The organism is Hymenobacter telluris (genome assembly GCF_017313265.1).
Lineage (GTDB): Bacteria > Bacteroidota > Bacteroidia > Cytophagales > Hymenobacteraceae > Hymenobacter > Hymenobacter telluris.
The window spans coordinates 84449-105377 of the sequence record NZ_JAFLQZ010000008.1 but is presented as its reverse complement, the minus strand read 5'-3'; the positions used below and the strand labels follow the sequence as shown (position 1 = coordinate 105377).

Below are 20929 nucleotides of genomic sequence, written 5' to 3'. Positions count from 1 at the left end.
CCAGGCGCAATATAACGGCCTTGGCCAGTTCGCCCTAAAGTTGGCCGATCTGGTGTGGGGCCTCACCCCAACCCCTCGCCAAAAGAGAGGGGCTCTAGTTCTAGCTTGTTAGTTTTAGAAGTCTACGGCTAGAGTCCCTCTCTTTTGGCGAGGGGTTAGGGTGAGGTTTCGCCCGGGCGCCTAATGCCGCAACTTCCACCCCGGTTTCCGGGTTATCTTTGCGCTTCGCTTCGCATTTTTCGACTCTCCAATAATATGGCAATTACCCAAGAAGACGTTCTCAAGGCCCTGAGCTACGTGGAAGAGCCCGATTTGGGCCAGGACCTCGTCACGCTCAACATGATTGAGGACGTGCAAATCAACGACAAAACGGTGTCGTTTACGGTGGTCCTCACCACGCCCGCCTGCCCGCTGAAAGAGCTGATTCACAACGCCTGCGTCCGCGCCATCCATACCATGGTGGACAAAGACGCCGACGTGCAAATCAAGATGACCTCGCGCGTGACCACCATGCGCCAGAACCGCGACATTCTGCCCGGCGTGCGCAACATCATTGCCATTGCTTCGGGCAAGGGTGGCGTGGGCAAAAGCACCGTCACGGCCAACCTGGCCATTGCGCTGGCCAAAACCGGCGCTAAAGTAGGCCTCGTGGATGCCGATATTTCCGGCCCCAGCATGCCGCTGATGTTCGGGGTGATGGACGCCCGTCCGCACGTCTATCAAACCCCCGAAGGCAAAAACCTGATTGAGCCGGTAATTGCGCACGGCGTCAAAATCATGAGCATCGGCTTCCTGGCGCCCGCCGAATCGGCCATTGTGTGGCGCGGCCCGATGGCGTCGTCGGCCCTTAAGCAGTTTATCACCGAAGTGGACTGGGGCGAGTTGGACTACCTGCTGCTCGACATGCCGCCCGGCACCTCCGACATTCACCTAACCATGGTGCAAACCGTGCCCGTTACCGGCTCGGTTATCGTGACGACGCCGCAACGCGTGGCCCTGGCTGATGCCGAGAAGGGCTTGCAGATGTTCAAGCTGCCGCAAATCAACGTACCGGTGCTGGGCGTGGTAGAGAACATGGCTTGGTTTACGCCCGCCGAGCTGCCCGACAACAAGTATTTCATCTTCGGGGAAGGGGGAGGCATCGGGCTGGCCGAAAAGCACCAGGTGCCGCTGCTGGGCCAGATTCCGCTGGTGCAAGGCATCCGCGAAAACGGCGACTCGGGCACCCCGGCCATTCTGCAAGCGGGCACTCCCGCCGCCGCGTTGTTCGAGCAGCTAGCCGAGGAGCTAGCCCGGCAGGTATCCATCCGCAACGCCGTGGCGCCCAAAACTAATATTGTGGAAATGAACTCGTAGCTGTTGTTCATTAAAGGTATCAGACTGTCCGTCATGCTGAGCTTGTCGAAGCATCTCGCGTGCTGAGGTTGCCGAAGTATTTCGGGTTTACTACACTAGCGAGATGCTTCGACAAGCTCAGCATGACGGACGGTTTGGCGTCTTACACGCAACTTTGCCAACGCAAACTTGGTTTACCGTATACCCGCCAGAAGCCTTACCTTTGCCAATACCCCACCGGCTGGCCGCCGTTGAAGCCGGCCAGTCGTTCACTCTATAGTATATGACGCATTCCGTTGCCGTAGCAGACCATCCCCTCCTTTCGCGTATCGAATTGGCGCTAGACAGCATCCGCCCGTATCTGGCGGCTGACGGTGGCAACGTACGGGTACTGGAAATCACCGACGACATGGTGCTGCGCCTGGAGTTGCTCGGGGCCTGTGGCACCTGCCCTATGTCGCCGATGACGCTGAAAGCCGGCGTGGAAGAATCGGTCAAGAAGGCCGTGCCCGAAATCCGGTCTGTAGAAGCCATCAACATCACCCCGATGTCGGAGCAGCCGGCCGGGCAGACGGGCCATCCCGTTTCGCCAGCCCCGGTACCTACCCCACAGTTCTAAGTTAGCCTAGTCACATACAAAGCGCCCCGCTTCTACCGGTTTTCGGTGGAAGCGGGGCGCTTTGGTTTTGGGACAAGAAGACTAACGTTGAAGTATTTATGAAGTTGTGGCAATTGAAATTCGTCAGTTTCAATTAACCACAAAAGCAAAATAGTGATTTATAGTCGAATGCTTGACGTCCCGCCACAAGTTTATAAACACACTGTTAGCGGTAGGCTGTATGTTTTGTGTATCAGTTTCCTGTTAATAAATCGAATTCCGAAAAATTTGTTCCATTTATTAAACCCAGGATTGGTTTATAGTAAGTTTTTTGTGTCAGATATCCCTGCTGTTTCTTAATCATGTCATTATTACCAAAACTAGCCATATAATTTTCGGCAGGTTCTCCGCATTGAAGTATTAGGTATCGCAAGTTACTCTCAACACCTTGAACAAATTTGTTATTGAATTCTATCATTAAACTTCCATCCTTAATTGCATATAAGCTCTTTAAGTCCTTTCCAATAGAAATCGGGGTTTGAGGCTCAATTACGTACCTACACTTTATCAAATTATACGAAGGATAATATTCATATTCTAACAAATAGCTTAAGGAGCCGGTAAACACCTTCTTATTAATAACGGTCGGAAATGTTCCATCAATTTTAAAAACTTCATACTTATCGTCTATTAGCTTTTTTTTGGAGGCTTTTACTGAATAAAACGATAACGATGGCTCAGGCAAAAGCGACTTAATCTTTTCTTCAAAGCTGACATATTCTCTTGAGTTTTGTGTAGTATCTTGTATTGAATGAAAACCAACGTGCACCTTGATACCGTCATAATTAACGAACGATGGTCGTCTTACGCCGTTTCTGTAAAGGTTTCTAAATGCAGTGTTTAATTCAGATTGTAAACTATCGTTTATTTCAACATGAATACGAAAGAGGGACTTTGCTGGGCTAAAAGGATGCAAGAGGTTTTCCGTTTGAACAAGCAAAGTATTTTGCTTATCCAAACCCAGCAACTGCTTTTCATAAGACAAGTTTAATTTTTCGATAGTTTTTGCTGATGTTTCCAAGATAGCTGCCAAAGTATCTCGTGATACTTTTAGCTGTCGATTAACGCTGTCAACCTTTGCATTATATAAACTGTCTTGCTGCGATTTAATACAGTATTCAATCTCTGAAATTTTCTTATCATTCAAAACAGCCCAGATACTTATGACACCCCCTGTCATAATTCCACCCAATGCCCACCATGTCCATTTAGTGAAAAACTCTCTTTTTACTTGCTGTCCATTTACTACTAATGTTTCTTCATCACGTGTTTTTGTGAAAAGACCTAAGAGAGCTGCAAAAATGGTAATTGTTGGTGCAGCTATGTCTGTGAAAATTTTTATGGCTTCATATGTGTCTAATTTGTCGCACATGGTATGATATGATGGCTTACCGCTAACGGTTCGGGTATTGCCGAAGGCGGGGATTTTTAGCACAAAAGTTCAATCGAAGAACGAAAGTTGAACCCTACACAAATGCTCAATCGAAGCCTTTCAGCCCCGCTTTTGGCAATACCTTGTTAGCGGCAGTTTATCTGTTCGCAAATTTCTATTTATAAATCATTATTCAATTGAGTACAAATTTTTCTTACCTAGAGATTGGGGCAATCTGTTGAATTTAAAATATTCTCCATTTCTTGCCAATCGATATTAGCGTAGTAACCACTAATATCAATTGTTCGTTGTGTTTCGTTAAGTAGGTCTGTTAGCTTTTTTGTTGCCTTTTCCTCACCTTTACCATACGTGATTATCACAGTTCCTTCTAAAGTAATTGGGCCTTTAAAATTACGTATCGCCTCAAAACTTTGAATAGTGAGCTTAACATCAACAATTTTATTTGCTGCAATATTGTACTGAAAAGTAGTGACAGTTCGCTCTTCCTTCACTTCACTTATTGATTTGGAGTTCGTAATTTCAGTCGTTAATTTATGTTCAACGCTTGCCTCACCAACTTTGCCAAATTTTAATTTACCTCCAATTGAGGTTGACGAAGTTATTCTTTTTGAAAACTCTATTTTCCATCCTTTTGTCACTTTGAATTCTACATCTCTTTTTATGGATTGCTGCAAGGGGGTACAATTTCTATATGGAATATGTAATACTGTCTCATTTAAAGGGATGTTGACAGTATAAGCCAAGTCATCTAATTCTAAGTTAGAAGAAATAACTGTTAAGTTGGTAAAGCTTATGCTTGACAGAGGAAGTTGAACTTTCATAGGAATTCGCATATGTCCACCTCCGAAAGGTCCTGGCATTGACACTCTTCTATAATAGGTATGTTCTTTTGTTTTGGGTACTAGAGGTGCAATTAATTTTCTAAGTTCTCCGGTAACATCAACAACAGGCTCTGAATCTTCAGCTTTTAGCTTCAAATACTCATCATAAGAAACCTCTTTAATTGTTTCGTGAATCGCTTTATCTTTCTTTGTGTCATCTGGATAGATAAAATTTAATGTTCGTTCAGCTGAGCACTTGAATTCATCCGTATCACTATCGTGTTCAATGTCATAACCTGATGTAGTCCCGCCAACATATTCTCCGCCTTCCGATTCTGCTTCGTCTATTGCTTCGTCTTCCATTTCGTCTAATCGGTCATCACATTCTTGTTCGGCATCACCAAGTGATTTGTGCCAATCGGATTCTGCTCTTAAATTTACTGTTTCTCCTCCCATAGTTTTTTGATTTATTGTGTTTAAAATTGAATTGATATATTTTTTGAATTGGGTCTTTTAAATTACCGCTAACATTCTGTTAGACGCTATTAAAGGTATGCTGAGTAGCGTCAATCATACCAACGGTAGCATGATTGACGCTATTGCCACTCCCGAAGCTATAGCGGTAAGCAGCAGGAAACGCTCAAGATAGCCGCTTCCACCGAATCCGCCTAACCTTCTGTTCAGTTTGCACGTCATTTGGCGGGTGGCTCTACCTTTGCCGCTTCTATCCGCAACCACCCAAAACATGGCCAACCTAAACGACCCGGCACTCCGCTCCTGGATTGATATTCCGCCGACCAGCGACTTTCCCATCCAGAACCTGCCGTTTGGGGTGTTTGAAACCGATGAGCGGGGGCCGCACCTGGGCGTGGCCATCGGCGAGTACGTGCTGGATTTGTACGCCGTGGCGCAGTTCGGCTTCTTCTCCGACCTGGATTTGGGGCCGAAGATGCCCAAGGTGTTTCGGCGCCGCTCGCTCAACCAGTTCATTGCCCTGGGCCGGCCGGCGTGGCGGGCCGTGCGTCAGCGCGTATCGGAGCTGCTGCGCCACGACAACCCGGCCCTATCGAGCAGCCTGGAGGTGATGCGCGAGTGCCTGGTGCGGCAGAGCGAGGCCCGGATGCTGCGCCCCATCAAGCCCCAGAACTACACCGATTTCTACAGCAGCATCGAGCACGCCACCAACGTGGGCATGATGTTCCGCGACCCGGCCAACGCCCTGCTGCCCAACTGGCGCCACATCCCCATCGGCTACCACGGCCGGGCCAGTAGCATTGTGGTGTCGGGCACCAATATCCGGCGGCCGAATGGGCAACGCAAGGCGCCGGATGTCGCCGCGCCTACCTTCGGACCGTCGCAGCAGCTGGATTTCGAGCTGGAAATGGCGTTTGTGGTGGGCAAAGGCACCGAATTAGGGGCAACCGTGCCGCTGACCGAGGCTGAGGACCACATTTTCGGGCTGATGCTGTTCAACGACTGGAGCGCCCGCGACATTCAAAGCTGGGAATACGTGCCGCTGGGGCCGTTTCTGGGCAAGAGCTTCGGCAGCAGCGTGTCGCCGTGGGTGGTGACGCTGGATGCGCTGGAGCCGTTCCGGGTGGCCGGGCCGGGGCAGGAGCCCGAGCCGCTGCCCTACTTGGCCCAATCGAACCCACACAACTTCGACATTAAGCTGGAAGTAGCCATTCAACCCGAAAACGGCGAGGAAACCGTGGTGTCGCGCTCCAACTTCGGGCTGATGTACTGGAGCATGGCCCAACAGCTCACCCACCAAAGCAGCAACGGCTGCAACCTGGAAGTCGGCGACGTGTACGCCTCGGGCACCATCAGCGGCGCCACCCCCGACTCGCTCGGCTCGATGCTGGAACTGGCCTGGAAAGGCACACGCCCCGTGCCCCTGGCCGACGGCTCGGAGCGCAAATTCCTGCTCGACGGCGACACCGTGACGATGCGCGGTTACTGCGAGCGGGACGGCCTGCGCATTGGGTTTGGGGAAGTGACGGGTACAGTGCTACCGGCGAATAGTTTGTAACGCCAGTAATTCAATGGCGCTTATTTCACGCAATTACTACGCAGGCAGTAGCGCGAAGCCTTTGCTTCGCGTATCGTTGCTGACGGCCGCGCCGCATGCAGGTCGTTCAACGATACGCGAAGCAAAGGCTTCGCGCTACTGCTTATAATCAACCATTCGTGTAGGCCACGTTGAACTGGCCGTGGCGGTGGCGCACTTTGCTGATGGAGCCGTAGTCGATGTCGAGGCGGAAGGCGCGGGAGAGCGGCAAGTCCAAGCAGTAACACAGGAGGCTGCGGATCAAGGCCGAATGGCTCACGATTACAATAGTAGCGTTGGGATCGGCGGCGGCCAGGGCTTCGGTCAGAAACTCGGTGGCGCGGTCTTGTAGGGCTTGGAAGGTTTCACCGCCGGGGGCCGGTACCTGCACGAAGTCGGCCATCCAGGGGTCGAGTTCCGTGGCTGGCAACGCGTCCCAGGGTTGTAGTTCCCAGCGCCCGAAGTCGTACTCCATCAGCCGGTCGTCGAACACCAGTTGTTCGGGTACCAAGGCCTCAGCCAGCTGGCGGCAGCGGCTAAGCGGGCTGGCGTAGGCCATTACCGGGCCGGCAGCCAGCACCGGCGCCAGGCGGGCACGTACGGCGGCTTCGTCGGCGGGGTAGGTGGCGGCAACGGGCACATCGGAGCGGCCGTAGCAAATGCCGGCAGCAGTGGCTACTTGGGTGTGACGAACCAGATAAATGTTCATAAAGCTCGGAAACGATACCTTAACTACTAGACCCGCAGCTTGTTGAGGAACCCTCGTTTAATTGGTGTACAAGTACCATTTCGGCCCCAGTAAGGGTGCTAATGGCCATTGCATTTGCCCTGTTGAGAATTTATTGCGCCACCTACGTATTACCCGCATAATCCTGCGCAACAAACACGGATTTGCAGCTTCTGCGGCAACATAAACGGGTGAGGGTAGTACACCGGGAGTCGGAATCCAACGCCAGTATGCTGGCTGATCATAGCCAATAATCCACCACGGATTTGCTGCTAAGTCCGCTCAATCGTCTCATCCTACCTCAACCAAACGCGCTATGTTAGCAATGGAATACCGGGGCCCGCGTCGGGTCCGTGCCGTGCAAAAACCCATGCCGGAAATCAAGCATCCACAGGATGCTATTGTGAAGGTACTGCGCGCCTGCATCTGCGGCTCCGACCTGCACCTTTACAACGGCAACGTACCCGACACCCGCGTGGGCTCCACCTTCGGCCACGAGTTTGTAGGTGAAATTGTGGAAATCGGCGCCGACGTTACAAAAGTAAAAACCGGTGACCGAGTAATCGTACCCTTCAACGTAGCCTGCGGCGAGTGCCATTTCTGCCGCCAAGGCATGTTCGGCAACTGCCACGAGTCCAACACCGAAGCCACGGCAGTAGGTGCTATTTTCGGCTACTCGCACACCGCGGGTGGTTTTGATGGTGGCCAGGCCGAGTACGTGCGCGTACCCTACGCCAACGTTGGCCCGACCATCATTCCCGAAGGCATGGACCTCGATGATGCCGTACTGCTCACCGACGTGGTACCAACCGGTTATCAGGCCGCCGAAATGGCTGGCATCCAGACTGATGATACGGTAGTGGTATTCGGCGCCGGCCCCATCGGTATCATGGCCGCGCGTTGCGCCTGGCTGTTTGGCGCGGGCCGCGTCATCATCATCGACCAGGAAGACTACCGCCTGGAGTTTGCGCGCAACTACTCGTACTGCGAAGCCTACAACTTCCGCGAAATCGGCGACCCGGTGGTATTCATCAAGAAAATTACCGACTGGCTGGGAGCCGACTGCGTGATTGACGCGGTTGGTGCTGAAGCCCAAGGCAATGCGCTGCAAACCATTACGGGTCGCAAATTACTGTTGCAGGCGGGTTCGGCTACGGCCATGCACTGGGCTATCAATTCGGTGAAGAAAGGCGGCGTGGTATCGGTGGTAGGCGTATATGGCCCGACCGACAATTTGGTGCCCATCGGCAACCTGATGAACAAAGGCCTGACGATGCGCGGCAACCAGACGTCGGTGAAGCGGCTGCTGCCGCGGCTGATTGAGCACGTGCAGAACGGCACGCTCAACCCCAAAGGCCTCATCACGCACCGCTTGCCGCTGGAAGAAGTGGCCGACGGCTACCGCATGTTCTCCGGCAAGATGGATAACTGCATCAAAACCGTGCTGCTCCCCCCTACCGTCTCTCTCTAAGCCACCTGCTCCATGAAAAATCCGCAAATAAACACGCCCATCGACCCGCGGCAGATCAAAGGCTGGGGCGTGGACGCCGACCCCAAAAATGACCCGACCTACCCCATGCGCGCGCGCATGAACGCCACCCAAGACCCCGACAGCAAGCACCGTCCCGACTCGCTTCAGCCCCAAGACACCGAAGTGCTACGCTCCATCGAGCGGCCCAACGTGTCGGCAGTATACGGTACGCCAGAGCCCCCAAAAGGGCTGAGCGGCATGATCCGGCGCTTTGCCTTCAATTACAGCGAAAACCGCTACCGGCACTGGCTACCCCTGATTGTAGCCGACCGGGTGAACATGGTAGAAGGCTTGGTGGAAGACCTCGCCCACGGCAAATTCCCGAACATCTGGGCCGAGAAAGGCTACAACATGGACTGGAAATACAAGCGCGGCAGTCTGATTCTCAAGCTTTCTGTGCTGACTGCTATAGCCGTCGGCACCACTGTTTTGTTGACTTCTGGCTCGAAGAAAAACAAGACCTACAAGCCAAAGTATAAGTACAAAAGTTAGCTACACCTACACCGTCATGCTGAGCTTGCCGAAGCATCTCTACCGAACACCGCCGAATGATGCGGTAGAGATGCTTCGGCAAGCTCAGCATGACGGTCTGGTTTGTAGATGATATTACTAGTAACAACAAAAACGCCGACCCTAGAAAGGGCCGGCGTTTTTGTTGTTCGCTAAGTTTTCAGGCTACTTCTTGCCGCTGATGATTTCATCCACTACCTGTGGGTCGAGGAGCGTGGTGGTGTCGCCGAGGTTGGCGGTGTCGCCTTCGGCTACTTTGCGCAGGATACGGCGCATGATTTTGCCGGAACGGGTTTTCGGCAAGCCCGATACCAGCTGAATCTTGTCGGGTTTGGCAATGCGCCCGATTTCGGCCACAATGGTTTCGATGATGCTGGCCTCTATCCGCTGGCGCTCGGGCTCCTGCTCGGGCACGCCGTTTTTGAGGATGACGTAGGCGTAAATACCCTGCCCTTTCACGTCGTGCGGGTAGCCGACTACCGCGCTTTCCACCACGTAGTCGTTTTCGTTGATGGCGTTTTCGATTTCAGCCGTGCCGAAGCGGTGCCCGCTCACGTTGATTACATCATCAACGCGGCCGATAATGCGGTAAAGCCCCTGCTCGTCGCGGCGGGCCCCGTCGCCGGTGAAGTAGTAGCCTGGGTACGGCGCGAAATAGGTTTGGCGGGCGCGTTCATGGTCGCCGTAGGTGGTCCGGATGATGCCGGGCCAGCTGTGCTTGATGGCCAAGTAGCCCTCCTGCCCGTTGCCCTCGATTTCGGAGCCGTCCTGGTTGAGCAGCACGGGCTGCACGCCCGGCATCGGCAGCCCGGCCCGCGCCGGTACGGAGGGCGTGATGCCCGCCATGGCCGAAATCATCACGCCGCCGGTTTCGGTTTGCCACCAGGTATCTACAATGGGGCAGCGGCGCTTGCCGATGTGGTCGTTGTACCAGTGCCAGGCTTCCTCGTTGATGGGTTCCCCCACCGAGCCCAGCACCCGCAACGAATCCAGGGAGTAGGCCCACACGTGGTCGAGGGGCGAGGCCATGAGGCTGCGAATAGCCGTGGGCGCAGTGTAGAACACCGTTACCGAGTGTTTGTCAATCACCTCCCAGAAACGGCCCGGCGACGGAAACGTGGGCACGCCCTCGAACATAAGCGTAGTAGCGCCGGCCAGCAACGGGCCATAAAGCAAGTAGGTGTGCCCCGTTACCCACCCAATATCGGCGGTGCACCAGTACACGTCGTTTTCCTCGATTTGGAACACGTTGCGGAACGTGTAGTCGGTCCAGACCATGTAGCCGGCGGTGCTGTGTACCACGCCTTTAGGCTTGCCGGTGCTGCCGGAGGTGTAGAGAATGAAGAGCGGATCTTCGGCGTCCATTTCCTCGGCGGGGCAGGTTTTTTCCACGTCGGCCGCTTCTTCGTGGTACCACACGTCGCGGCCTTCCTTCATGTGCACAGGCCAGCCCAGGTGCTCCACCACGATTACGCGGCGCACGGTAGGGCAGGTTTCCAGGGCCTCGTCTACCACGCGCTTCACCGGAATCTGCTTGGCACCGCGGTTCAGGCCATCGGCCGTAAGCACCACGGAGGCTTGCGCGTCGTTCACCCGGTCGGCAATGGCATTGGCGGAGAAGCCGGCGAAAATCACGGAGTGGATGGCACCGATTCGGGCGCAGGCCAGCACGGCAATGGCCAGCTGCGGAATCATGGGCATGTAGAGGCACACCCGGTCGCCTTTCTCCACGCCGTTGTTGTGCAGCACGTTGGCAAACTTGCAAACCTCCTGGTGCAGTTCGCGGTAGGTTAAGCGGACATGGCGGGTTTTGGGGTCGTTGGGCTCGTAGATGATGGCCAGCTTGTTGCCGCGGTTGGCCAGGTGGCGGTCCAGGCAGTTTTCGGTGATGTTGAGGCGGGCGCCCCCGAACCACTCGTTTTTGCCGGCGGCCATGTCGGAGTCAAGCACCCGGTCCCACTTGCGGCGCCACGTAAACGGCTCGGCCACCTCGGCCCAGAATTGCTCGGGGTTTTCGAGGCTGCGGCGGTAGGCGTCGTGGTAGTCCTCCAGGGTGCGGATGCGGGCGTGTTTCGTGGGTGCGTCGGGCATTTTGTACGTGGTGAAATGGTGAAGTGGTGAAGTGGTGAGTTTGTTCTGGCGGGAACCTCACCCCCTAGCCCCCTCTCCAAAAGAGAGGGGGGACTAGCTTCTAATTCTTTAGAGCTAGAATCTATGTCTAGTTCCCCCTCTCTTTTGGAGAGGAGGCTAGGGGGTGAGGTCCTGGGCTTGCCGGTTTTACGAGCAGTTCCTGCACTTTAGTCATCAGTTGGCGGGTGCTGAATGGCTTGGGAATGTAGAGGTCGGCGCCGGCTTCGTAGCCTTTCTGGATGTCGGCCTCCTTGGTTTTGGCCGACAGAAACACGATGCGGGTGTTGGCCCTATCGGGGCGGGCGCGGATGTAGCGGCACACCTGGTAGCCGTCTACGTCGGGCATCATAATATCGAGCAGCACTACATCTACGGGGGCGCGGTCCACGGCTTCGAGGGCCTCGGTGCCGTTGCGGGCAATGCTTACCGCGTAGCCGTTTTTGCGCATCAGAAATTCGAGCGACATCACAATGTTGGGCTCATCATCAACGATTAGTATGTGGGCCATGAGAGTCAATTAAAAATTGATAATTAAAAATTAAAAATTGATCCACTGGCTTGGACAGCAGCTATAACACACGAAATTCTATGGATGGAAATATCGTTGCGACGAAGGATCGAACAACTCATTTTTAATTTTTAACTTTTAATTTTTAATTCAAAAAGGTAGCTCCACCGAGAACCGGGCGCCCTGCTCGGGCTGGCTTTCCACCCAGATGCGGCCGGCATGCAGCTCCACTATTTTTTTGGTGATGGCCAAGCCCAGCCCCGAGCCTTCAGGCTTGCGCATGGTTTGGTTTTTGGCTTGGAAAAACTTGTCGAAGATGAGCGTATGGAAGGCCGCTTCGATGCCCTTGCCGTTGTCCTGCACCACCAAGCGCAGCGTGGCTGGCCCTTCCGCAGCTTCGGGCACTTCGGCCGCCACCCGAATCCGGCCGTTCCCATCGGCGCGGCACGACTTGATGGCGTTGCTGAGCAGATTGACCAGCACCTGCATCAGCCGGTCCCGGTCGGCGGAAAGCAGCGGCAGGCCGGGCGGCACGTCCACATCCAGCTGAATCTGCTTGTCGCGCAGCAGCTGCCCCACTGATTCAATGGCGTCGTTGACAACTTCTGCGGGGTCGAGGGGGCTCCGGTCGAGGGTGGCCTTGCCCGACTCGTACTTCTCCAGGTCCAGCACCAGCGTAATCAGCCGGCTCAGGCGCTCCGACTCGCGGGTGATGGTGACCAGAAACCGGTGGCGCTCCTCTTCTTCCAGGTCGGGGTTGTCGGTCAGGATTTCGGACAGCGCCCGAATGCTGGTCAGGGGCGTGCGCAACTCATGCGTGACGGTAACCAGAAACTCGTCCTTGTCGTGGTCAAGGGCTTGGAGCTGGTCGTAGGCGACGCGCAGCTCGTCGGTGAGGCGCTGAAGCTGCCGCTGTTGCTTCTGGAGTTGGCGGTTGGCCTCCAGCAGTTGCTGACTTTCGCGCAGAATGCCTACCACGTTGTCGAAGCTAATGTCCTCCACTCCCACCGACGAGGCCAGCAGCAGCCGCGCCGACGCCGGCCCGATACTGCCGGCCAGTAGCTTCTCGGAGTAGGCCAGCAGGCGCGGATCGGCCTGGGGCGGGGTTACGTCGTCGGCGGGGTGGGCATCCGGAAAACGCTCGGAAAACGCCCGCAGGGCCTGCACCGCCCGCTTTTTGCCGAGGAAGCCGGTGAGTAGTTCGCGCACGTCGGGCAGCGGCGCGGCGCCTTGCCAGCCGGCCGGCCCCTCGAACACGTTGCGGTAGTGAAATACGCCCACAAAGCTGTCGGCCTGCCGCTGCTCCAGCGCCGAGGGGCCGCGCAAGAGTGAAACGCCTATGTAGAACCCAATGTTGAAAAACCAGCTCCAAAACAAGCCGTGCGACAGGTAATCGAGCCCTTCGAGCCCAAACAGCGCAAACGGCCGCAGCCCGTGCAAACCAAACAGCCCATCAGAGAGCAGCGTGATGCTGAGCATGCCGGGCCCGACCATCGTGGGCACTACCAGCGTGAACAGCCACACCACGAACCCCGCCAGAATACCGGCTGTAGCGCCCTGCCGGTTGCCGCCGCGCCAGTACAAGCCGCCTAGCACCACCGGCACAAACTGCGCCACCGCCGCAAACGACACCAACCCAATGTTGACCAGCGGCAGCAGATGCCCCACCGCCGTGTAGTAGCCGTAAGCCAGCAGCAGCACCAGCACCACGGCCAGCCGGCGGCTGTTGAGCGCCACCTGGCCCAGGTAAGCAAACCAGCTCGGGGCCTCGGCGCGGGCCGTGGGCATGCGCACCAGCAAGGGCATCAGCAGGTGGTTGCTCATCATCACGCTCAGGGCAATGGTTTCCACGATAATCATGGAGGAAGCCGCCGACAGCCCCCCGATGTAGATAAACAACGCCAGCCACGGATGCCCGGCCTGCAAAGGCAGGGCCAGCACAAACGTATCGGCATCGAAGCCCGGCCCGGTGAGGAGCCGCCCCCCAAACGCCAGCGGCAGCACAAACAGGTTGATGACAATGAGGTAGAGCGGGAACAGCCACATGGCTTTGCGCAGGTGGTCTTCGTTCACGTTTTCCACCACCGACACCTGAAACTGCCGCGGCAGCAGCAGAATGGCGGCCATGCTCAGCAGCAGCAGCGTAAACCACTGTTCGCTGCTCGTGCCCGCCCCATCCAGCGTAAACAGCCGGCTCAGGTCGGGCACGGCCGCGGCCCGCGTGAAGATGTCCTCAATACCGTCGAACAGCCCGTAGGCCACGAATAGGCCCGCGGCCAGGAACGCTACTAGTTTCACCAGGCTTTCCAGGGCCACGGCCAGCACCATGCCTTCGTGCCGCTCGGTGGCCTCAATGGAGCGCACCCCGAAGATGATGGTAAAAAACGCCAGCGCCACCGTGGTATAGAGGGCCGTGCTAGCCGCCGCCCCTTCCAGAGGTAGTTCCAGGGCGGTAGCGCCGCGGGTCATGATGTCGAAAGAGGCGGCAATAGCCTTGATTTGCAGCGAGATATACGGCACCACGCCCAGCACGCACACCACCGTAGCCAAGGCCCCCAGCGAGGCGCTTTTGCCGTAGCGGGCCGAAATGAAATCGGCAATGGAGGTGAGGCGCTGCAACCGGCACACCCGAATCAGCTTGCGCAACACCAGCCACGCGGCCGGCGCCATCAGGGTAGGCCCCAGATAGATACCCACAAACTCCAGCCCGAAGTGCGCCGCCCGCCCCACCGAGCCGTAGTAGGTCCAGGCGGTGCAGTACACGGCCATGCTTAGGGCGTACACGTAGGGGTTGTTCACCAGACTGCTTTGCGCCGAGTTTGCCCTGCGCTCCGCCGCATACGCCACCCAAAAGAGCAGCGCCAGGTAGCCGAACGAAAAGCAAACAACCAGCAGCTTGGACATGAAATGTGAAATTGTGAGGTGGTAAAATTGTGAAATGGTGAGTTTGACGTTTTAGCCACGCAGTCTGCGCAAATGGGGCCCACGGAACGTAAAACTCACCATTTCACAATCTCACAATTTCACCAATCAGCTACTCTTCTGCACTAGCCGGGTGGTAAGCAGCACCAGGGCCAGCCAGGTGAGCAGCACGTAGAGGTAGAGTACCGGAATGCCCCCTACCCTGCCGTTGTGGTTGAAAACGGCCAACAGTGGGAAATTCAACAGTACTCCGAACAGCAGGGTCACGAACAAGAGCCGTTGCCCACGGCGTTGCTCGGCTTGTTCCTGGGGCGACATGGGTAGCATGGGGCGGGGATTTTGAGGGTGGTTGAAGGGAATAGGTTTACTTGGCAGGAAGTTGGCCAGAACGTAGCAGCAAGCTACTTCCAGTAAGCAACACGTAAGAAAAAAGTCCGCCGAGCCGGGGCCCAACGGACTTTTCTTGGTTGGTGCAACTAGAAAAGTTAGCGGAGGGCGAGCCTTTCTTGTGGTGCCAGCAACTTCTTAATGAGTGTCGCCGGAGCCGTCCTCCATCAGGCGCACATTGCGCACGTCCTTCATCAGGGCCTGGCCGATAAACCAGCAAATTAGCGCAATGATAACCGGGTAGAGCAGGCCCGCAAAGCTGCTGTACTCTTTCAGCAGGGTACCTTCGGGCTGGGCGGCGGCGCGCAGCGTGAGGGCCGTAGCAATGAACGGCACAAAGCCCCCAAACACCCCGTTGCCGATATGGTAAGGTAAGGAAAGTGACGTGTAGCGCACTTTGGTAGGGAACAACTCCACTAGGTAAGCGGCAATTGGGCCGTAGGCCATCGTCACGAACAACACCAGGCAGAATACCAGAATCGTCATGGGCACCAGGCTCGGCGACAGGGCTTTCATGACGGCCGGTACGGCTTTGCCGGAAGCATCTACGGTAGCGGCGGTTACTTCGGTGAGGGGGCCAGCAAAGGCCTTGAGGCCGTAGAAGATAGGAATGGTGAACAATGCACCGCACAACAAGCCCATCATGATGATTTTCTTGCGGCCAATCCGGTCGGAAAGGCTACCGAAGTACACGAAGAACGGCGTGGCAAACAGCAGCGCCAAGCACAGCACCAAGCTGGCATCTACTAGGTCGAGCTTCAGCGCGTTCTGCATGAAGGAGTAGGCGTAGAATTGGCCGGTGTACCACACCACGCCCTGGCCCATAGTGGCCCCAAACAACGAAATCAGCACCAACCGGCGGTTTACCGGATTCACAAACGACTCACGGAGCGGGTTGGTGCTGGTTTTGCCCTCGGCTTTGGCCTTGGCAAACAGCGGCGACTCGTGCAGCTTGCGGCGGATGTAGTACGAAGCCACGACCAGCGCGCCCGACAGCAGAAACGGAATGCGCCAGCCCCACTCTTTGAAGGCTTCTTCGCCCAGGCTTTTGCGGGTAACGATAATTACCAGCACGCTGATAAACAGACCCGCCGTGGCCGTAATCTGAATAAACGAGGTGTAGTAGCCGCGCTTATTATCAGGTGAGTGCTCGGCTACGTAGGTGGTAGCCCCGCCATACTCGCCGCCCAGCGCCAAGCCTTGCAGCAGGCGCAGCAGCGTAACGATGATGGGCGCCGCTACTCCAATCTTATCGTAGCTCGGAATCAAACCCGTTACGAACGTGGCGCCGCCCATAATCAGCAGCGTGAGCAGGAACGTGTACTTGCGCCCCACCAAGTCGCCGATGCGGCCGAAGAACACCGCCCCAAACGGCCGCACAATGAAACCCGCCCCAAACACGGCCAGCGTCCCGAGAATCGTATCCTCAATCTTACCGGTTGTGCCAAACAGTACCGGCCCGATAATGGCCGCCAACGACCCGAAGATGTAGAAGTCGTACCACTCGATAACCGTCCCAACCGACGAGGCGGAAATCACCTGCCAGATTTTGTCGGTGGGCGTGGCGTTGTTGTCGTGGGCCACGGCGTCGGTGGCGCCGGCCAGGGGCGCGGCTCCTGGGTAGGCCCCGGCGTCGCGGTTGGGTAGGTGCTGGTTCATGAGAATAAAGGGAGTTTTTGGAAGATGAGACGAGGGAAAAGTGAAATGGTGAGGTGGTGAAATGGTGAGTTTGACGGGCTGTTTGCGCTACCTGCGCCGCTGGAACATCAAACTCACCATTTCACTAGTTCACCATCTCACCGCTTACAGGAACACCTGGGTTTGCAGCGTGATTTCGGGGCGGTATTTCACGTCGTCGGGGACGGTGAAATCGGGGCGGGCGCGGTAGTTGAGCGTCACTTTGGCGTTGTGGCCATCGAGCAGCACATTCACGCCGGCATCGTACACGTTCACGCCGGCCCGTTCGCCGTTGTTTTTGCGCAAGCCTTCGTAGCTGCTGTGCAGGTAAGCAATGTAAGGTTGCAGCCGCGCCTTAGGACCCAGCGTGTTCTGGGGCAGCAGGAAGCCGGCATTCAGATACTGCGAATTGCCCGTTCCCGACTGCGGCACAGCGTTGCCGCGGGTAGCCAGGGTGCCGTAACCGGGGTTTTCTGCTCCCACGTAGCGCACGTAGTTCGGCCCAAAATTGTAGTTGTAGTACACGCCATACACCGTCAGGGCCGTGCGTGAGGCCGTATCAATCGGCATGTCGAGGAACACATCGGCTCCGAAAAGCTTGATATCGTGCTTCCGGGTGGGCACCGCGGCGTACAGGTCGGAGCCGGGCGTCAGGCTGCTCAGGGGCACACTGCTGCTGGTTGGCCGCGAGTACATGCCGTTTTTGTTGAACATAAAGCCAGTACCCAGGCTCAACACCTTTTTGGTTCCCAGATAGGTACCCTGGTAGTAGGGTAGCAGGTTGGCTTCGGGCTCCCAAAAATTGTAGCTAAAGTAGCCCTGGTACACGTGGCTGGTGTTCTGCGGGTTGTATTGCGCGGCGTTGGTGCCGGTGTTGATGCCGTTGCTCGTAATGCCAAGGCCCAACGGGTTGCCGGTTTGTACGCCGCCTACCACGTAGTTGGCGTTGGTGGGCAGGTTGGTTAGGTACGGGTCGCTCATCGACACGCGGTAGTCGAACTTGCCCACGCGCCCTTTAGCAAACACGCCAATCCAGCGGGCAAATTGGTCTAGCGCGTCAATGGTGGGGAAGTTGGTGAGCGGGAAGTCCATGGCCAGCATGCTGGTGGTGCTGGCGCTGCTCAGGCGCGAGATGCCGTTGTAATAATGCAGGCCGGCACCCAAGTTGAGGTACTTATTGACCTTATATTCTGTTACCGCTTCGTGGATGAACAGCTGCGGCTTTTTGCCGTCGGTAGCGGCATTTAGTCCGCCACTCACGTTATTTTGGTTGTTGATACCCAAATGTGTATACACCAAAAAGCGTGGATTAAGCTGCGCCAGAATCACCATCCGGGAGCGGCGAATACCAAAATCCACCTGACTTTCTTTGGGCTTATTGGGAGCCCGAAGAGTACCGGTGTTATTCTCGTTGTAGCGGGTATATATCTGCGACCAAAGCAGAAACCGCAAATACTTGGAGCCGTCGGGCGAAATATTCACTTTCATGCCGGGCCCGTATGGCACCGGTTTGGTGGGGGCCGGTGTAGCGGGCGGAGGAGCCGGAGCAGCAGGCGGTGGGGCTTGGCCAGCAGGCGGAGTTACTACCTGTGCCGAAGCTCCAGTGGCAGCTAGGAGCGCGCTAAAGGTTAGTGCGTAACGGGCGTTTCGCATAAACAGGGATGGGGAATTGACGCGTGGGAATGGGTTGGGGCACTGAGCCGGCACAACCGCCTAGCCTTTCAGTGCAACCAAGTAGCAAAACCTTCCTATAGAACCCACACCCCGGCTATATTTCCGCTAACTGCTATAGTTTATCCCTGCCGAAACCGCTCCCACCGTATCATCATGTACTTGTCGCCTAGTTCGGTTACCATCAGGCCCGCATCTTTCAGGTTTTCGGGGTTCTGAAAATACTCGGCCAGTTCCTTTTGATTAAGGATTTTATAGGTCGGGTGGTACTCGGTTTGGCGAGGGGCTTTCATGCCATATTTCTTCACCCAGTTCATCACGCTCACGTGGCTCACGCCCAGCAGCCGCTCAATTTCGCGGTAGCTTATGCCTTCTACATACAGCTGTAATGCCTTTATAACGTAGTAAGAATTGATTTCCTTGCCCACTTTTGCCACCGAAAAATGGTAGCCGCAGTTCTTGCATTTGTAGCGTTGCCGCCCCCCCACTATCCCACTCTTCGTAGCATCTTTAGTTTCGCACTTCGGACAAACAACCTGCTCCATATTACAGTGAGTAAACGCTTACTTATCACCTATAGCTATTTAGTAAAGATATAGTATTTTAGCAAAAATCAATAGCAGCAGATAGTTTGTGCAACGGCATAGCATTATCTTATTCACCACCCGTAAAATCCAGGTCGTACAGGATGTTCAGCCGTACGCCGTTGTTGATTTCAAACACAGGCCGGCCGGAAGCCGGGTCGGGGTCGGCGTGCTGGGTTACTTGGTTGAGGTAATTCAACTCGACTTTTGCGTGGTCGGAGAACCGGTAGCCGAGGCCGCCCGAAATGCGGTTCTGATTGAACACGTTGTTGCCTACGTTGCGGCCAAAGCTGATAAATAGCTCGTCGAAGGCATTCAGGTACCATTCGCCGTTGTCGATGGTGGGGCCTTGCAGCGGGAAGCTGCCGCTAAGCTGGTACCGGATGCGGTGCTGATAGTCCCAGTCCTGCACGGCGCCGGCACCTTCCTCGGCCCGCTGACCCAGCCAGCGCTGCTCCAGGCGTAGGCGCTGGGCGAGTTGCAGGCGGCCCAGCTCGTCGGTCAAGGTCACGTCCTGATACAGCCGGTGCTCAGGCTGGGGCCGGCCCGTCACGGTAGGGTAGCGGCCGTATTCGTGGGTTTGAAAGTAAGTGTAGCCGCCGCTTACCGTAACCCGGTCGGTGAGCTGGTGCCCCACGCCTAGCCGGGCCAGGTGCTGTTGCTGAACGGCCAGTAGCTGCACCCGCCGCAACTGATATTCGGTGTGCAAAAACCACTTTTCACGCACTTGCAAGTCGCCGGAATACACCACCCACCCCAGCGTGTTATGGTCGAGCAGGCGGGGCAGCGCCTGCCCGAAACTGGTCTTACTCAGTGCAAATACTCCTACTACAACCAATATTTTTCTCATGAACCTCGCGAGGCAGCACCAGGAAAAGTTGGTGAGCGTGCGGCTCCCCTTACGTTGCTTAGGGCATGCAGTTCATTTCCAAGCAAAGTTCAGAGGCGAAGCACCGTGGCCAGCACGGCATCTACGGCCAAACCCAAGCGGTGCATATCCAGCCGGTCGAGCGTATCGGTGGGCTGGTGATAGTGCTGGTTGCGGTAGAAGGCCGTGTCGGTGAGCAGCACCGCCGAAAACCCGAACTGCCAGTAGTTGAGGTGGTCGGAGAAGTCGATGCCGGGCAGCCAGGCCGGCGCCTTGAACCGCTTGACGGGCAACGCGGCGGTGGCCTTGTAGTGCCGCGCAAACTGCCGCCCAAAGCGGCCATTCCCGAATTTCTGGGCCACCGTCACGTAGTTGCCCCGGCTCCCGAAGATGAATTTCAACGGTCCGAACGGGTAGCGTTGGCTGTGTTTTCGGTCTTCGTAGTAGCCTAGCATTTCCAGCGCCACCATGCCGCGCACCGGCACGCCGGCCGCATGCAGGGCCTGCGCATGCACATAGCTGCCCATCTGGCGGGTCCGGAAGAACGGCGGCTCTTCCAGGGTGTACGCCACCAGCTCGATGCGGTAGGGCAAGCTAGGCTGCTGCCCCAGCAACCGGGCCAGCTCCAGCAAAGCCGCCACACCGGTACCGTTGTCGTCGGCGCCGGGCTGCTCGCCGCACACGTCGTAATGGGCACCAATAACAAGGCGCGGACCGGTTTCGGGGCCGAAACTGCCAATCAGGTTGCGGTAGGTTTCACCCTGTACCTCGTAAGGCTGGTCGGTGGTGCGGGCGCCGGCCGCTTGTAGCGCGCGCCGGATGTAGTCGGCGGCTTGCCCTAGGCTGGCGGGGTGCTGATAGTTGCGGGGTTGCGGCGTATTGATGAGGGCCAGAAGGTGCCGGCGTAACCGGCTGGAATCGGCGGTTATGGCCGGCCCAGACGGTTGGGCATACACCGCCTGCCCAAGCAGCACAGAGAACAGAACGCAACACAGACAACGCAGCACCATGCAGAGAATTGAGGAGGAAAAAGGAAAGTTGCTTCTAAACGCCGGCCAGCTTCTAAACGCCGGCCAGCAGCGGGCCGAAACCCGGCTAGCAAACGTTTCGAAGGTATTTTCTGAACGCCTTAGATCAGGCAGACAGTACCCAAAAAA

The 20929-nt window shown here is 56.1% G+C and carries 16 protein-coding genes and 1 pseudogene; 5 read left to right on the top strand and 12 right to left on the bottom strand.

The features are described 5' to 3' along the window. The first annotated feature begins 255 nt into the window (after positions 1-255). Complete coding sequence (locus J0X19_RS13570) at positions 256-1356, top strand: Mrp/NBP35 family ATP-binding protein (RefSeq protein WP_206984911.1); 1101 nt, start codon at positions 256-258, stop codon at positions 1354-1356. Positions 1357-1618: 262 nt separating this feature from the next. Continuing rightward, complete coding sequence (locus J0X19_RS13565; protein ID WP_206984910.1) at positions 1619-1954, top strand: NifU family protein; 336 nt, start codon at positions 1619-1621, stop codon at positions 1952-1954. A 232-nt stretch (positions 1955-2186) separates the two neighbouring features. Here J0X19_RS13565 and J0X19_RS13560 read toward each other — a convergent pair whose 3' ends face one another. After that, entirely contained in the window at positions 2187-3365 is a 1179-nt protein-coding gene (locus J0X19_RS13560; RefSeq protein WP_206984909.1) for a hypothetical protein, read from the bottom strand. Positions 3366-3583: 218 nt separating this feature from the next. After that, positions 3584-4663 carry a hypothetical protein gene (locus tag J0X19_RS13555; protein ID WP_206984908.1) on the bottom strand — a complete coding sequence of 360 codons (1080 nt, stop codon included), beginning with the start codon at positions 4661-4663 and terminating at the stop codon, positions 3584-3586. A gap of 289 nt (positions 4664-4952) precedes the next feature. Between J0X19_RS13555 and fahA the strand changes: the two genes are divergently transcribed. Then, a complete protein-coding gene (fahA, locus tag J0X19_RS13550; RefSeq protein WP_206985019.1) occupies positions 4953-6239 on the top strand; it encodes a fumarylacetoacetase in 1287 nt (428 codons plus the stop codon). A 148-nt stretch (positions 6240-6387) separates the two neighbouring features. On the opposite strand, the gene cobC is transcribed toward fahA, so the two are convergent. Further along, positions 6388-6966: an alpha-ribazole phosphatase family protein gene (gene cobC, locus J0X19_RS13545; protein ID WP_206984907.1), complete on the bottom strand. Its 579-nt coding sequence runs from the start codon at positions 6964-6966 to the stop codon at positions 6388-6390. A 334-nt stretch (positions 6967-7300) separates the two neighbouring features. Here cobC and J0X19_RS13540 point away from each other — a divergent pair, with 334 nt between their 5' ends. Together J0X19_RS13540 and J0X19_RS13535 are read left to right on the top strand one after the other, a co-directional pair. Next, on the top strand, positions 7301-8455 hold the full coding sequence (locus tag J0X19_RS13540) for a zinc-dependent alcohol dehydrogenase (RefSeq protein WP_206984906.1): 1155 nt from the start codon (positions 7301-7303) through the stop codon (positions 8453-8455). Positions 8456-8467: 12 nt separating this feature from the next. Then, positions 8468-9007, top strand: a complete 540-nt coding sequence (locus tag J0X19_RS13535) for a hypothetical protein (protein WP_206984905.1) — start codon at positions 8468-8470, stop codon at positions 9005-9007. A gap of 183 nt (positions 9008-9190) precedes the next feature. Here J0X19_RS13535 and acs read toward each other — a convergent pair. The 9 genes and pseudogenes from acs to J0X19_RS13490 all read right to left on the bottom strand — a co-directional run. Beyond that, positions 9191-11122: pseudogene (gene acs, locus J0X19_RS13530) on the bottom strand (acetate--CoA ligase); the annotation flags it as partial. A 121-nt stretch (positions 11123-11243) separates the two neighbouring features. After that, positions 11244-11663, bottom strand: coding sequence for a response regulator transcription factor (locus tag J0X19_RS13525; RefSeq protein WP_206984903.1), 420 nt, complete (start codon positions 11661-11663; stop codon positions 11244-11246). A gap of 150 nt (positions 11664-11813) precedes the next feature. Beyond that, positions 11814-14567: a sensor histidine kinase gene (locus tag J0X19_RS13520; RefSeq protein ID WP_206984902.1), complete on the bottom strand. Its 2754-nt coding sequence runs from the start codon at positions 14565-14567 to the stop codon at positions 11814-11816. Between the two features lie 126 nt (positions 14568-14693). Next, entirely contained in the window at positions 14694-14903 is a 210-nt protein-coding gene (locus tag J0X19_RS13515; protein ID WP_206984901.1) for a hypothetical protein, read from the bottom strand. A 207-nt stretch (positions 14904-15110) separates the two neighbouring features. Then, positions 15111-16631, bottom strand: a complete 1521-nt coding sequence (locus J0X19_RS13510) for an MFS transporter (protein WP_206984900.1) — start codon at positions 16629-16631, stop codon at positions 15111-15113. Positions 16632-16775: 144 nt separating this feature from the next. Further along, entirely contained in the window at positions 16776-18302 is a 1527-nt protein-coding gene (locus tag J0X19_RS13505) for a hypothetical protein (RefSeq protein WP_206984899.1), read from the bottom strand. Between the two features lie 140 nt (positions 18303-18442). Beyond that, on the bottom strand, positions 18443-18865 hold the full coding sequence (locus tag J0X19_RS13500; RefSeq protein WP_206984898.1) for an IS1/IS1595 family N-terminal zinc-binding domain-containing protein: 423 nt from the start codon (positions 18863-18865) through the stop codon (positions 18443-18445). A 109-nt stretch (positions 18866-18974) separates the two neighbouring features. Further along, positions 18975-19754, bottom strand: coding sequence for a DUF2490 domain-containing protein (locus tag J0X19_RS13495; protein ID WP_206984897.1), 780 nt, complete (start codon positions 19752-19754; stop codon positions 18975-18977). 89 nt (positions 19755-19843) lie between these two features. After that, positions 19844-20746 carry a M28 family peptidase gene (locus J0X19_RS13490; RefSeq protein WP_317194775.1) on the bottom strand — a complete coding sequence of 301 codons (903 nt, stop codon included), beginning with the start codon at positions 20744-20746 and terminating at the stop codon, positions 19844-19846. Positions 20747-20929: the final 183 nt, after the last annotated feature.

What these genes read in the sequence shown, in the direction of transcription:
- J0X19_RS13570 (WP_206984911.1), top strand. Translation starts at nt 256, where the DNA reads ATGGCAATTACCCAAGAAGACGTTCTCAAGGCCCTGAGCTACGTGGAA.
- J0X19_RS13565 (WP_206984910.1), top strand. Translation starts at nt 1,619, where the DNA reads ATGACGCATTCCGTTGCCGTAGCAGACCATCCCCTCCTTTCGCGTATC.
- J0X19_RS13560 (WP_206984909.1), bottom strand. Translation starts at nt 3,365, where the DNA reads ATGTGCGACAAATTAGACACATATGAAGCCATAAAAATTTTCACAGAC.
- J0X19_RS13555 (WP_206984908.1), bottom strand. Translation starts at nt 4,663, where the DNA reads ATGGGAGGAGAAACAGTAAATTTAAGAGCAGAATCCGATTGGCACAAA.
- fahA (WP_206985019.1), top strand. Translation starts at nt 4,953, where the DNA reads ATGGCCAACCTAAACGACCCGGCACTCCGCTCCTGGATTGATATTCCG.
- cobC (WP_206984907.1), bottom strand. Translation starts at nt 6,966, where the DNA reads ATGAACATTTATCTGGTTCGTCACACCCAAGTAGCCACTGCTGCCGGC.
- J0X19_RS13540 (WP_206984906.1), top strand. Translation starts at nt 7,301, where the DNA reads ATGTTAGCAATGGAATACCGGGGCCCGCGTCGGGTCCGTGCCGTGCAA.
- J0X19_RS13535 (WP_206984905.1), top strand. Translation starts at nt 8,468, where the DNA reads ATGAAAAATCCGCAAATAAACACGCCCATCGACCCGCGGCAGATCAAA.
- J0X19_RS13525 (WP_206984903.1), bottom strand. Translation starts at nt 11,663, where the DNA reads ATGGCCCACATACTAATCGTTGATGATGAGCCCAACATTGTGATGTCG.
- J0X19_RS13520 (WP_206984902.1), bottom strand. Translation starts at nt 14,567, where the DNA reads ATGTCCAAGCTGCTGGTTGTTTGCTTTTCGTTCGGCTACCTGGCGCTG.
- J0X19_RS13515 (WP_206984901.1), bottom strand. Translation starts at nt 14,903, where the DNA reads ATGTCGCCCCAGGAACAAGCCGAGCAACGCCGTGGGCAACGGCTCTTG.
- J0X19_RS13510 (WP_206984900.1), bottom strand. Translation starts at nt 16,631, where the DNA reads ATGAACCAGCACCTACCCAACCGCGACGCCGGGGCCTACCCAGGAGCC.
- J0X19_RS13505 (WP_206984899.1), bottom strand. Translation starts at nt 18,302, where the DNA reads ATGCGAAACGCCCGTTACGCACTAACCTTTAGCGCGCTCCTAGCTGCC.
- J0X19_RS13500 (WP_206984898.1), bottom strand. Translation starts at nt 18,865, where the DNA reads ATGGAGCAGGTTGTTTGTCCGAAGTGCGAAACTAAAGATGCTACGAAG.
- J0X19_RS13495 (WP_206984897.1), bottom strand. Translation starts at nt 19,754, where the DNA reads ATGAGAAAAATATTGGTTGTAGTAGGAGTATTTGCACTGAGTAAGACC.